General features: G+C 71.5%; 12 protein-coding genes. 3 read left to right on the top strand and 9 right to left on the bottom strand.

All coding sequences use genetic code 11. The features are described from left to right. Window positions 1-16 precede the first annotated feature (16 nt). The 6 genes from OG373_RS21880 to OG373_RS21855 form a co-directional block, all read right to left on the bottom strand. Window positions 17-1,525 (bottom strand): DoxX family membrane protein, encoded by a 1,509-nt coding sequence (locus OG373_RS21880; protein WP_405439805.1) that lies wholly within the window; start codon window positions 1,523-1,525, stop codon window positions 17-19. A 149-nt stretch (window positions 1,526-1,674) separates the two neighbouring features. Next, a complete protein-coding gene (gene rlmB / locus OG373_RS21875; protein WP_189973141.1) occupies window positions 1,675-2,646 on the bottom strand; it encodes a 23S rRNA (guanosine(2251)-2'-O)-methyltransferase RlmB in 972 nt (323 codons plus the stop codon). A gap of 112 nt (window positions 2,647-2,758) precedes the next feature. Further along, window positions 2,759-4,165, bottom strand: coding sequence for a cysteine--tRNA ligase (gene cysS, locus OG373_RS21870; RefSeq protein WP_405439804.1), 1,407 nt, complete (start codon window positions 4,163-4,165; stop codon window positions 2,759-2,761). Between the two features lie 93 nt (window positions 4,166-4,258). Further along, window positions 4,259-4,780 carry a 2-C-methyl-D-erythritol 2,4-cyclodiphosphate synthase gene (gene ispF, locus OG373_RS21865; protein ID WP_405439803.1) on the bottom strand — a complete coding sequence of 174 codons (522 nt, stop codon included), beginning with the start codon at window positions 4,778-4,780 and terminating at the stop codon, window positions 4,259-4,261. Continuing rightward, window positions 4,770-5,516 (bottom strand): 2-C-methyl-D-erythritol 4-phosphate cytidylyltransferase, encoded by a 747-nt coding sequence (ispD, locus tag OG373_RS21860; protein ID WP_405439801.1) that lies wholly within the window; start codon window positions 5,514-5,516, stop codon window positions 4,770-4,772. The genes ispF and ispD overlap by 11 nt, the downstream gene beginning before the upstream one ends. A 279-nt stretch (window positions 5,517-5,795) precedes the next feature. Further along, window positions 5,796-6,278 carry a CarD family transcriptional regulator gene (locus OG373_RS21855; protein WP_003953493.1) on the bottom strand — a complete coding sequence of 161 codons (483 nt, stop codon included), beginning with the start codon at window positions 6,276-6,278 and terminating at the stop codon, window positions 5,796-5,798. Between the two features lie 613 nt (window positions 6,279-6,891). Between OG373_RS21855 and OG373_RS21850 the strand changes: the two genes are divergently transcribed. Then, a complete protein-coding gene (locus tag OG373_RS21850) occupies window positions 6,892-7,593 on the top strand; it encodes a DUF461 domain-containing protein (RefSeq protein WP_405439799.1) in 702 nt (233 codons plus the stop codon). 262 nt (window positions 7,594-7,855) lie between these two features. Here the strand turns inward: OG373_RS21850 and OG373_RS21845 are convergent, their stop codons facing one another. Both OG373_RS21845 and OG373_RS21840 read right to left on the bottom strand, forming a co-directional pair. Next, window positions 7,856-8,536, bottom strand: coding sequence for a response regulator transcription factor (locus OG373_RS21845; protein WP_030387286.1), 681 nt, complete (start codon window positions 8,534-8,536; stop codon window positions 7,856-7,858). 40 nt (window positions 8,537-8,576) lie between these two features. Next, a complete protein-coding gene (locus tag OG373_RS21840) occupies window positions 8,577-9,779 on the bottom strand; it encodes a sensor histidine kinase (RefSeq protein ID WP_397737020.1) in 1,203 nt (400 codons plus the stop codon). 225 nt (window positions 9,780-10,004) lie between these two features. Here OG373_RS21840 and phoU point away from each other — a divergent pair, with 225 nt between their 5' ends. Both phoU and OG373_RS21830 read left to right on the top strand, forming a co-directional pair. Beyond that, entirely contained in the window at window positions 10,005-10,682 is a 678-nt protein-coding gene (gene phoU, locus OG373_RS21835; RefSeq protein WP_030387284.1) for a phosphate signaling complex protein PhoU, read from the top strand. A 128-nt stretch (window positions 10,683-10,810) separates the two neighbouring features. Next, window positions 10,811-10,960, top strand: coding sequence for a hypothetical protein (locus tag OG373_RS21830; protein WP_184791560.1), 150 nt, complete (start codon window positions 10,811-10,813; stop codon window positions 10,958-10,960). Between the two features lie 157 nt (window positions 10,961-11,117). Here OG373_RS21830 and OG373_RS21825 read toward each other — a convergent pair whose 3' ends face one another. Next, window positions 11,118-12,887: a hypothetical protein gene (locus tag OG373_RS21825; protein WP_405439797.1), complete on the bottom strand. Its 1,770-nt coding sequence runs from the start codon at window positions 12,885-12,887 to the stop codon at window positions 11,118-11,120. Window positions 12,888-12,989 lie beyond the last annotated feature (102 nt).

Genomic DNA, 12,989 nt, shown 5'->3' with positions numbered 1-12,989 from the left:
CTCCCCGTACCCGGCGTCAGCCGATGAGGCCGCCGATCAGGCCCGGCTGCTTCGGCGCCGGAGCCCCGCCACCCGTGCTGCTGCCCGCGGAGGAGGACGGCTGCCGCGGCGAGGAGGACTGCCGCGGGGCGCTGCGCGGGGTCTGCTTGCCGGTGGTGCCCCGCGTCGCGGCGGGCGACTCGGAGCGCGTCCCCGAGGTCCCCTTGGTGGGGCTGCCGGAGGCCGTCTTCCCGGACTTCGCGGCGGGCTCGGTCGCGCTCGCCGAGGGCGACGCCGACTTGGTCGGCGGCTGCGAGGACTGCTGCTGTCCCGGCTTCTGCCGGGCCGGCTCCTGCGGCAGCGGGCGGCCCGGCAGGTAGTTGCTGGGGGCCTCGCCCGGCCCGGGCACGGTGACCACGGTGGAGGAACGGACGGCCCCGCCGAGGAGCGAGCCGATGAGCAGGGTCAGCCCGCACACCACGCTGGCCATGACCGCCCCGCGGCGCAGCACGCGCCGCCGCAGCCGCCAGATCTCGGAACGCGGCCCGAGGGTCCGCCAGGCCTCGCCGGCGAGCCGCCCGTCGAGGGAGTAGACCGGGGCGCCCGCGATGATCAGCGGGCTCCAGGCGGCGAGGTAGATGATGTCGGGCGCGTCGTAGGCCGGGACGGTCTTCCAGCTCACCGTCATCAGCAGCGCGGCGGACAGCAACGCCCCGAAGCAGGCGGCGAACCGCTGCCACAGGCCGAACACCGTCAGCACGCCCACGATGACCTGGACGAAGGCCACGCTCAGGCCCGCGCCCACCGGGTGCGCGAGCGCGAAGTCGCGCAGCGGCTCGGCGAGGGCCCAGGGGTTCAGCGTGTGCAGCCAGGTGACCATGGAGCCGCGCTCGCCGCCGTCGAAGTAGACGGGGTCGCACAGCTTGCCCATGCCGGCGTAGATGGAGATGAAGCCGAGGAAGACGCGCAGCGGGAGCAGCACGACGCCGAGGTTCATCCGGCGGCCCGGGTAGTACGAGGCCTGCCCGCGCGCGTCGGGGCCGGCCCGGCGGGAGTCCGCGCCGGACCCGGAGCCGGGCGGCTCCTGGTACGGCAGGTCCCGTACGGCGGCCAGCGGGCGCGTCTCGGACGGGTCCCCGTAGCTGCGCTGGCCGACGACGGTCGGCGTGACGACGGTGTCCTCGGCCAGGTCGACGCGCGGGATGACCTGGGTGGCGCCGCCGTCGTACTCGTCGTGCCCCCGGCCGGCCTCGCGGACGGCCTGGAGCAGTCCGCCCATGGCCGCGGCGTCGCCGGCGTCGGACTTGCCGCTCCAGACCACGGGGGTCCGGCGGCGGGTGGCCCCGGCGGCCGCCACCACGGCGCCACCCAGGACGGGTGCGCGGCCGGGGGCCTTCGCGGGCTTGGAACGCGCGCTCGGGCTCGGTGCGAGCCGCACGCGGAAGCTGGCGTGGTTGACGATGACCTGTGCGGGATCGCACGGCACCTTGACCATGCTCAGCGCGGGCTGGTCGTCGAACCCTGACGTTCTGGTGTCCACACTCATCTAACCGAGTGATCAGTGTTTAGGACACTGCCTTGACGTCAGTGATGTGTCCGAGACCCGTCAAGATCAAGCCACCCCGCCCGAATCGGGCGGGGTGACACGCTCACGGGTCACATTCCCTGAGCCAAGTGGATCAGTTGACCGGTGGATCAGACGCGGCCGCGGACGGCGCGGCGGCGGGCCGCCTCGTACAGCACGACGCCCGCGGCGACACCGGCGTTGAGCGACTCGGCGCCGCCCGGCATCGGAATGCGCACGAGGTAGTCGCAGTTCTCGCCGACGAGACGGCCCAGACCCTTGCCCTCGGAGCCGACGACGATGACGACCGGGCCGCCGAGCGCCTCCAGGTCGTTGACCGAGTGCTCGCCCTCGGCGGCGAGGCCGACGATGGTGATGCCGGCCTTCTTGTAGTCCTGGAGGGCGCGGGTCAGGTTGGTGACGCGCGAGACCGGGGTACGGGCGGCGGTGCCGGCCGAGGTCTTCCAGGCACCGGCGGTCATGCCGGCGGCGCGGCGCTCGGGGATGACCACGCCGTGACCGCCGAAGGCGGAGACGGAGCGGACGATCGCGCCGAGGTTGCGCGGGTCGGTGACGCCGTCGAGGGCGACGATCAGCGGGTCGTCGCCGTTGTCGTAGGCGGCCGCGGTGAGGTCCTCGGGGTGCGCGTACTCGTACGGCGGGACCTGGAGGACCATGCCCTGGTGGTTGAGCCCGTTCGTCATCCGGTCGAGCTCGGGGCGCGGGGCTTCCATCAGGTTGATGTTGCCGCGCTCGGCCGCGAGCTGGAGGGCCTCGCGGACACGCTCGTCGTTGTCGATGAACTGCTGGACGTACAGCGTGGTGGCGGGAACTCCGTCGCGCAGCGCCTCGAAGACCGGGTTGCGGCCGACGACCATCTCGCTGGTGCCCTTGGGGCCGCCGCGACGCGGGGCCGGGCGGCGCTTGGCGGCCTGCCGGGCCATGGCGTTGCTGATGCGGTTCGCCTTGTGCTTCTTGCGGTCCTCGGCCTTGGGCGTGGGGCCCTTGCCTTCCAGGCCCTTGCGCCGCTGGCCACCGCTGCCGACCGTCGCGCCCTTCTTGTTGGACGTGCGGCGGTTCCTGCGCTGGCTGTTCCCGGCCATGACTTCTACCTGTTTTCGTTGGTGCTGCGGTATGTACGTATGAAGAGTGTGCCGCCCGGAGCGCCGGGCGGCACACCAAGCTCAGTCGGCCGATCTCGGGCCGGGGCCGGGCTCAGCGGGGGCCGAGCGTCCAGCGCGGGCCCGTCGGGCTGTCCTCGATGACCAGCCCGGACTGCTGGAGCTGGTCGCGGATCGCGTCGGCGGTCGCCCAGTCCTTGCGGCCCCGGGCGGACTCGCGCTGCTCCAGGACGAGCCGTACGAGGGTGTCCACGGCGCCGTGGAGCTCCTCGCCGCGGTCGGAGCCGTTCCCGCCGTCCCAGTGGGGGTCGAGCGGGTCCAGGCCGAGGACGCCCAGCATGGCCCGTACCTCGGACAGGCGCGCGATGGCCGCGTCCTTGTCGTCGGCGGCGAGCGCGCTGTTGCCCTGGCGGACGGTGGTGTGGACGATGGCGAGCGCCTGCGGGACGCCCAGGTCGTCGTCCATGGCCTCGGCGAAGGCGGGCGGGACCTCGATCGCAGGCTCGACGGGACCGCCGGCCTTCTCGATGACGCGCTGGTAGAAGCCCTCGATCCGGGCGAAGGCCGACTCCGCCTCGCGCAGGGCCTCCTCGCTGTACTCGATCATCGACCGGTAGTGCGGGGTGCCCAGGTAGTAGCGCAGGACGATCGGGCGCCACTGCTTGACCATCTCGGAGACGAGCACCGAGTTGCCGAGCGACTTGGACATCTTCTCGCCCGACATGGTGACCCAGGCGTTGTGGACCCAGTACTTGGCGAACTCGTCGCCGAAGGCCTGGGCCTGGGCGATCTCGTTCTCGTGGTGCGGGAAGATCAGGTCGAGCCCGCCGCCGTGGATGTCGAAGGCCTGGCCGAGGTACTTGTGCGCCATGGCGGAGCACTCCAGGTGCCAGCCGGGACGGCCGCGGCCCCACGGGGTCTCCCAGGAGGGCTCGCCGGGCTTGACGGACTTCCACATGGCGAAGTCGCGCGCGTCGCGCTTGCCGGTCTCGCCGGTGCTCTCCGGCTGGCGGATGTTGTCGAGCTCCTGGCGGGAGAGCGAGAGGTAGCCGGGGAAGGACTTCACGTCGAAGTAGACGTTGCCCTCGGACTCGTACGCGTGACCGCGCTCGATGAGCCCGCGCATCATCTCGATCATCTCCGGGACGTGCCCGGTGGCGCGCGGCTCGTAGGTCGGCCGCAGGCAGCCGAGCGCGTCGTAGCCGGAGTTGAAGGCCAGTTCGTTCTCGTAGCCGATGGACCACCACGGGCGGCCCTGCTTCGCGGCCTTCGTGATGATCTTGTCGTCGATGTCCGTGACGTTGCGGATGAAGGTGACCTCGTAGCCCCGGTACTCGAACCAGCGGCGCATCACGTCGAAGTTGAGGCCCGACCGGATGTGCCCGATGTGCGGGGCGGCCTGCACCGTGGCGCCACAGAGGTAGATCGAGACGCAGCCCGCGGTGAGCGGGACGAAGTCGCGGATCTGCCGGGCGCTGGTGTCGTACAGGCGAATAGTCACGGCATCCAGGGTAGTGGCCCTGTAGCAGTGCCCCGCGACCCTTTCGGGACCCGGGGCACCTTTGTTGCGCAGATGTGCGGCCGCTACGGGGGTTCAGGCCCGGTTCGTCCGGTACACGAGGGCCGTGGCGATGGCGGCGAGACCCTCGGCGCGGCCGGTGAGCCCCAGCCCGTCGGTGGTGGTGCCGGAGACCGAGACGGGGGCGCCCGCCGCGGCCGCGAGCGTCTTCTGTGCTTCTTCGCGCCGCTTGCCGATCTTCGGGCGGACGCCGATCACCTGAATGGCGATGTTGCCGATCTCGAAGCCCTCGGCGCGGACGATACGGGCCGCCTCCGCCAGAAGGGTGACGCCGGCGGCGCCGGCCCACTCGGGGCGGGAGGTGCCGAAGTGCGCGCCGAGGTCACCGACACCGGCGGCGGAGAAGAGCGCGTCGCAGGCGGCGTGGGCGGCGACGTCACCGTCGGAGTGGCCGGCGAGGCCGTCCTCGCCCTCCCAGAGCAGGCCGGCGCACCACAGCTCGCGGCCGGTCTCGAAGGCGTGCACGTCCGTGCCGATGCCGACGAGCGGGATCAGCGGAGCGGCGGCAGCGGTCGAAGCGGTCGGCTCAGTAGCCATCGGTGGCCCTCCTGCGGGCGAGTACGGCCTCGGCGAGGACCAGGTCGAGCGGACGGGTGACCTTGAAGGCCTCTTCGTGGCCGGGGATCACCACGACGGTGACACCGAGCCGTTCCACCATGCCCGCGTCGTCGGTGGCGCCCTCGCCGTCGACGGCGATCTCGGCGTGCGCACGCAGGAGGGTGGCGAGGTCGAAGCCCTGCGGGGTCTGGACGGCGCGCAGCCGGGCCCGCTCGGGCGTGCCGAGGACCGGCTCCGCCTGGCCGGGCCTGCCGGGTTCGACCTCCTTGACCGTGTCGGCCAGCGGCAGGGCGGGCACCACGGCGGGCGCTCCCTTGCGTACGGCCTCCACGACCGAGTCCACGGTGTCCACGGGGACCAGCGGGCGGGCCGCGTCGTGGATGAGTACGGAGGTGACGTCCGCGGGCAGCGCGTCCAGTCCGGCGCGTACGGACTCCTGCCGGGTGTCCCCGCCGGGAACGACCAGCAGCTCGGTGCGCTCGGGCAGCGCGTGCTCGCCGAGCAGCAGGCGCACCTCGGCGGCCTCGGCGGGCGGGGCGACGACCACCACGAGGGAGACCGCGCGGGAGCGGGCCATCGCGCGGACGGCGTGGATGAGCATCGGGGTGCCGCCGAGGGCCCGCAGGGCCTTGGGGGCGCCCGGACCGAGGCGTACCCCCCGGCCGGCGGCCGGGATCACCGCGGCGGTGCGGTGGGGACGCGTTACGTCAGACATCAGTAGCTCCGAGCCAGGTTTGTGACTTCGGCCGACATGGGTATGGCCTGAAGGGTGCCGGGTGCGACGCCCTCGCCCCTTCCGTGACGACCGGTCGAGCAGGCTGCCCGGGCCCGGCACGCCATCGCGACGGCAGCGATGGTGACAATGAGGCAGTGGGGACAAGAGGTACGGATACAGACATGCCGCAGCGCCCGGCAACAGGCCTCTCGTGGAGGAGAGACCTTGTCATCGGGCACCGCGGCAAGCTGTGCACCAAACTGTGCACGGGGCCTCGCGTCAGGACGCGAGCACCTCGTCGAGGAGGGCCTCGGCCTTGTCCTCGTTCGTGTTCTCAGCGAGCGCGAGCTCGCTCACCAGAATCTGGCGTGCCTTCGCGAGCATGCGCTTCTCGCCCGCGGAAAGCCCGCGCTCACGCTCACGACGCCACAGGTCACGCACCACTTCGGCGACCTTGATGACATCGCCAGAAGCGAGCTTCTCCAGATTTGCCTTGTAGCGCCGGGACCAGTTCGTCGGCTCTTCGGCATACGGTGCACGAAGCACCTCGAAGACCCGGTCCAGCCCGTCCTGGCCGACTACGTCGCGAACGCCGACGAACTCCGCATTGTCCGCAGGCACACGAACCGTCAGGTCGCCCTGAGCGACCTTGAGCACCAAGTAGGTCTTGTCCACGCCTTTGATCTGACGAGTCTCAATGGCCTCGATCAGCGCGGCCCCGTGATGGGGATAGACCACGGTGTCGCCAACCTTGAACGTCATGTGACAGGTACCCCTTCCGTGGCTATCCAGGGTAACACGAGAACTGACTGTTATGAATGGCGTTTTCGCAGGTCAGGGCACATCTCGGGGCTTGACAACAGCAACAGGAACGTGCTGCGGAGGGCTTCCGGAAGGGGGTATTCGCAGGTCGGGGGCGCTGCGCGGACCAGGCGAAAGGGCCACGCTACACCTGCCCGGCACCCCCATCCGTGTGACGTACGTCCCGTTTTGCCGGTTTCCGAGTCGAGAAACCGAACTACTCCGTTCGACTGGCGACCGCCCCTGCCGGGCGGGTTCCGGCCCAATCCCGAATTGATCACGGAGAGGCGTTCGAGGGAATCCGGAAATTGATCAACGGGGGTCCGGCGCACGATATGCGAGCGACCCAAGATCGGCGCGGTGGACGAGATGGTGGACGGGGTGGTGAACGGCGAGCGGAATGCAAGATCGCGGGGCGCCGCCAGGGTGGCGGCTCCGCTGCGGAGGGTCGGGTGCGGGGGCGGGGCGGCGGCTCGGTAACCTAAGCGCGCTGACACACCCTTAGAGCGGCTTTACCTCGGCCGTTCCGAGCGACCACCCGCCCCTTCCGTTCGTCCAAGGAGTTGCCGCCGCCGTGAGCCGCAGCCTTCGACGCGGCGCCCTCGCCGCCACTGCCGTCGTGTTCTCGATCGCCTCGCTGGCCGCATGCGGTGCGGGCAACGACGCGCAGACCCTCCAGATCAAGCCGGACAACGCCGCCGCCGCCAAGGGCGACATCGAGGTCCAGAACGCGCTGGTGATCACCCAGGGCCAGAAGGGCGAGAAGGGCCCCGCGGTCGTCTCGGCGACGCTCTTCAACAACGGCACCACGGCGCAGACCCTGGACGCCATCACCCTTCCGGGTGGCAAGGGCAAGGTCGCGCTGAAGCCCGCAGGAGGCTCCGGCAAGATCACCGTGCCGCCCCTCGGCTACGTGGTGATCGGCGGCAAGGGCAACGCCTCCGCCGTGATCGAGGACGGTTCCGTGGCCGCCAGGGACGGCGAAGTGCAGGACGTCGTCTTCCAGCTGAGCAGCACGGGCGGCATCGGGCTGCAGGCCTTCGTGGTCCCGGCCACCGGCGCATGGGCCCCGTTCGGCCCGACCGCGGCACCGGCCACGGGCGCCTCCCCGTCCGGCTCCCCCTCGGGCACGCCGTCGGGCTCCCCGTCCGGGTCCCCGTCGGGCTCCCCGTCGGCCGGCGCCTCCGGTTCCGCCTCGGGCTCCCCGTCCGGGTCCCCCTCGGGCAACGCGGGCGCTTCCCCGTCGGGCTCCGCCTCGCACGCCGCGGGCCACTGACGTACGCAAACGGGAAGGGCCCCCACCCGCTGACGCGGGTGGGGGCCCTTCCCATTGCTCCGGCGGCCCGGCGGCCGGGTCCGGCCTACGGCTCGAACCTGTAGCCCAGGCCGCGGACCGTGACCAGGTAGCGCGGCGCGCCCGGGTCCGGCTCGAACTCCTCCCGCGTGCGCCCCTCGCACGGTGAGGCCCCGGGGCCTCACCGGCTTCGAGACGCTGCGCCGGCCTCCGGCCGACCCGGGACCGCGGCGATGCCGTCGGCCTACGGCTCGAACTTGTAGCCCAGGCCGCGGACCGTGACCAGGTAGCGCGGCGCGCCCGGGTCCGGCTCGATCTTGGCGCGCAGGCGCTTGACGTGGACGTCCAGCGTCTTGGTGTCCCCGACGTAGTCGGCGCCCCAGACCCGGTCGATGAGCTGCATACGGGTCAGCACGCGGCCCGCGTTGCGCAGCAGCATCTCCAGCAGGTCGAACTCCTTCAGCGGGAGGTCCACCTTGCCGCCGGCGACGGTGACCACGTGGCGGTCGACGTCCATCCGTACGGGGCCGGCCTCCAGCGCTGCCGGGGTGACCTCCTCCGGTTCGCCGCGGCGGCGCAGGACCGCGCGGATGCGGGCGACCAGCTCGCGGGAGGAGAAGGGCTTGGTGACGTAGTCATCTGCTCCTATCTCCAGCCCGACGACCTTGTCGATCTCGCTGTCCTTGGCAGTCACCATGATCACGGGCACGTTGGACCGGCCGCGCAGCTGCCGGCAGACCTCGGTGCCGGGCAGGCCGGGAAGCATCAGGTCGAGGAGGACGAGGTCGGCGCCGTTGCGCTCGAACTCGTCCAGCCCGTCGGGCCCGGTCGCGGCGATGGCGACCTCGAAGCCCTCCTTGCGGAGCATGTAGGACAGGGCGTCGCTGAAGGATTCCTCATCCTCGACGACGAGCACTCGGGTCACGGAAGGACCTCCGGGGCAGGAATGGCTGGAGCGGTTTGGTTCAGGCAGGGGTCGGGTGGGTGGCGGGAGCCGCCGCCGGCGTGGCCGGCGCGGCCGCTTCGGGGAGTCGCAGGGTGAACGTGGAACCCTGTCCCTCCGAGCTCCAGACCGACACCTCCCCGCCGTGCGAGGCGGCCACGTGCTTCACGATCGCAAGGCCGAGGCCCGTTCCTCCCGTGGCGCGGGAGCGGGCCGGGTCCACGCGGTAGAAGCGCTCGAAGATGCGCTCGCGGTCCTTTTCCGGGATGCCGATGCCCTGGTCGGTCACGGCGATCTCGATCAAGTCTCCCCCAGGAGCCGCCACCCTGCGTCCGGCGATGCCGACGCGGGTGCGGGCGGGGCTGTAGTTGACGGCGTTCTCGACCAGATTTCCGAGGGCGGCCGCGAGCTGTCCGCGGTTGCCCCATACCCGCAGGTCGGCGGTGCCGCCCGCGGCCATGGTGATCTGCTTGGAGGACGCCGTGTGGCGGCAGCGGTCGATGGCCTCGGCGACGAGCGTGTCCACGCGCACGGGCTCGGCGTCCTCCAGCGGGTCGTCGTTCTGTACCCGGGAGAGGTCGATGAGCTCCTGCACGAGGTTGATCAGCCGGGTGGACTCGATCTGCATGCGTCCGGCGAAGCGGCTGACCGCCTCGGGGTCGTCCGCGGCGTCCATGACGGCCTCGGACAGCAGGGAGATCGCCCCGACCGGGGTTTTCAGCTCGTGCGACACGTTGGCCACGAAGTCGCGGCGGACGGCCTCGATGCGACGGGCCTCGGTGAGGTCCTCGACGAGGAGGAGCACCAGGCGGGAGCCGAGCGGGGCGACGCGCGCCGAGACCGCGAGGGCCTCTCCCCGGCCGGTACCGCGCCGGGGCAGGTCCAGCTCGACCTGGCGTATCTCTCCGTCCCGGCGGGTGTCGCGGGCCATGTGGAGCATGGGCTCCACCGCCAGCTTGCCGCCGCGGACCAGCCCGAGGGCGTACGCCGCCGAGCTGGCCTTGACCACCGCGTCGCCCTCGTCCAGTACGACCGCCGAGGAGCGCAGCACGGAGAGGACGGTGTCCACTCCGGGCGGGAGCACCGCATTGATGTCGGGGCGCATGGAGCTCCGGGTGGGGCGGGCCTGGTCGCGCTCGCTCCAGCGGAACGCCAGCATCGCGATCACACCGGTGCAAAGACCGGCGATCGCTGCAGCTGCGGCGACCGCCGCGTTCACGTCCATGGATCCAGGTTAAGCAGGCCGGACAACACTTCCACAGCCGTTCGGGTGGCACCTCGAACACTCGTCGCCCAGAGTTCACCCTGACGACCGGGTTGATTCACTTGGGATGCCGGAGTCGGACGCGTTTGCGGCTCACCGTGTCAACGTGGGGGCCGATGGTCGCCCCGGCCCGCCCAGGGCAGTGCTTGCAGTAGGCAGTAGTAGGTCGAGAGAGGGACACGAGACATGCGCGACGCGTACCACGAGGAACTGGACTCGATCGGGGAAGGCCTCGTCGAGATGGCCCGGCTGGTCGGTTCCGCGATCGGGCGGGCCACGACGTCCATGCTCGACGCCGACCTGAAGCTCGCCGAGAGCGTCATCGCCGCCGACCAGAAGGTCGACGACCTCCAGCACGACCTGGAGGCGCGTGCCATCGCCCTGCTGGCCCGCCAGCAGCCCGTCGCCACCGACCTGCGCATCGTGGTGACCTCGCTGCGGATGAGCGCCGACCTGGAGCGCAGCGGGGACCTGGCCCAGCACGTGGCGAAGCTCGCCCGGCTGCGCTTCCCGGACACGGCCGTGCCGCGCGACCTGCACGCCACCATCCTGGAGATGGGGCAGCTGGCGCAGCGCCTGATGGCCAAGGCCGCCGAGGTCATCATCACGAAGGACGTCGACCTCGCCCTCCAGCTGGAGCAGGACGACGACGAGATGGACCAGCTGCACCGCACGCTCTTCCAGCACCTGATGGACGACCGCTGGAAGCACGGCATCGAGACGGCGGTGGACGTGACCCTGCTGGGCCGCTACTACGAGCGCTTCGCGGACCACGCGGTGTCGGTGGCCAAGCGCGTGGTCTACCTGGTGACGGGTGAGCACGCGGACGACCTCCAGCAGCCCACCCAGGTCGACGGAGTCTGAGCCGGGCATCCCGTCCGAGCCCCAATGCGCCGTTGACGCGCCGGTACGGCTGGGCATGAATGAGGGCGAGAGCGGTCGTCGTACGAAGTCCCGTATGCCGCGGGGCACCGCCTCTACGAGGAGGAACCATGCCCGATTCCCCCGTCCCCATCACCCCGGAGCAGGCGGAGCCGCCGCGGCCGGAGCCGTTGCGGCTGCCTCTGCTCGCGGCCTGCGGCTGCGGCTCGGGCTGCGGCTGCGGCTGCCAGTCCGGCGCCCCCTGCCAGTGCGGCGGCTGACCGCCGCCACCGGCTGCACGCGCACGAAGGCCCCGTCCGAGTCCCCTCGGCCGGGGCCTTTCGCGTGTCGCGGGTCGAGGACGTGTGGGCGCTGTCGTCGCCGGGCCGGCCCGGCGGCGGCAGCGCCCGGGAACGCCGCAGGAATCGCCGGGCAGGGTCAGTCCTGGAGGAAGTAGCCGCTCACGTCGGCGATCACGTCCACGGAGCCCTCGTGGTTGTAGATGCTGACCGCGTCGGCCCAGATGTTGCCGCCGCAGTAGTTCAGCTCGGGGACCTGGCCGGTCACCGCGTTCGCGATGGTCTGCCCGGCGGTGAAGTTGAGGTTCGAGTACTGCGGCCACATGCCCTGGTAGCGCTCGCAGCCCGAGCTGGGGGCGGCCGACAGGTGGCTGCCGGCCGTGCCGTTGGTCGCGGTGACGTTCATGGTCACGCCGGTGACCCCGAACGGCGGGATGCCGTGCTTCCACGAGTTGGGCTGGATGTCCAGCTCCTTGTGCTCGCCGAGCGGCTTGCCCGGGGCCTCGCGGGTGTCCAGGACCCGGGTGGGGCCGGTCGGGACGAACTTCGCACCCGTGGCGGAGTAGTAGCCGCTGATGTCGGCGATCAGCCCGACCGTCCCGGAGTGGTTGTAGAACTCGACCTTGCCGTCGGCCCCGACCGGGACGGTGACCTGGTTGGGCACGGTCTGCCCCGCCGTGAAGTTGAGGTTCGAGGCGGTCGGCCTCGCGGCGCCGTGCGGGTAGGCGGTGACGAAGCTGCCCGCGGTCGGGTTGGTGGCCGTCACGTTCAGGGTCACCGCCTTGGCGCCGGGGTACTTGCCCGCGACGTCCAGGGTGATGGTCCCGCCCGACCCGACCGGTCCGAACGGCCTCTCCGGGGTGCCCGGGTTGAGCCAGGGGTCGCGGGTGTCCATCAGCCGCTTCGGGCTCACGCCGGTGAACCGCAGCCCGCTGTCCCCTTCCACGTAGTAGCCGCTGATGTCGGCGATCAGATCGACCGTGCCGGAGTGGTTGTAGAGGTCGACCGTGCCGTCGGCCCCGACCGGGACGGTGACCTGGTTGGGCACGGTCTGCCCCGCCGTGAAGTTGAGGTTCGAGGCGGTCGGCCTCGCGGCGCCGTGCGGGTGGGCGGTGACGAAGCTGCCCGCGGTCGGGTTGGTGGCCGTCACGTTCAGGACCACCGCGGTGACACCGGCGGCGGGCACACCGGCCCGGCCCGCGATCCCGACGTTGACCGACCGGCCGGAACCGACCTTGGCCGTCGGCGCCCCGAGGCCGCTGCGGGTGTCCAGCAGCCGGGCGGGCGTCACCGGCACGAAGGTGCCGGGGGTACCGAAGGCGACCGGCTTGGTGCCCGCGCGGCCGAAGTAGTCGAACGACATCGGCATCGGGGTCGGGTCGTAGCCGGAGCCGGTGGCCCTCAACTGGGCCTTCAGCTCGGCGCCACCTTCCCGGGGCGCGCCGGACAGCTGGAGGAACACCCCGGTGCAGTTGTTGGTGCAGGCCGGGATCCGCACCGTCATCGCACCGTCCCGGTGGACCGTCCAGTGGCGCACGGTCCAGTCCTCGCCCCACTCGGTGGCGGAGTAGTTGGTGCGGACCAGCAGCATTCGGGCGAGCTGCTGCGGGGAGTACCCGGAGGCGGCCACCGACTCGGCGGTGAGCGTCAGCTGCAGGTCCGTGCCGGTCCAGTTCTTGCCGGAGTCGGGGCTGGTGAAGTTGATCCAGCAGCCCGAGCCGGCGTCCTCGCCGCCCGGCACGGTCACCGGCTTCTCCGCGGGATCGAACAGCGACCCGCCCGAGCCGTTCGTGCAGAAGTTCCAGAGCTTGGGCAGCTCGGTGGCGGCCAGGGCGCTCTGGAACGGCAACAGTCCGGAGAGCAGAAGCGCCCCGGCCGTCGCGGCCAGGGCGCGGTTGGTCTTTCGCATAAGGATCCCCCAAAAAAGCGGACCGGCTCCCCCTGAGCCGATCTTCATAAATCCTATGCGCCGGAGCAGACGAAATCCCCCGACCCGCACATGCGTGCAGGT

The sequence above is a fragment of the Streptomyces avidinii genome (assembly GCF_045161815.1).
GTDB lineage: Bacteria > Actinomycetota > Actinomycetes > Streptomycetales > Streptomycetaceae > Streptomyces > Streptomyces avidinii.
The sequence above is the reverse complement of the archived record's forward strand: the minus strand, read 5'-3'. Positions and strand labels throughout refer to the sequence as shown.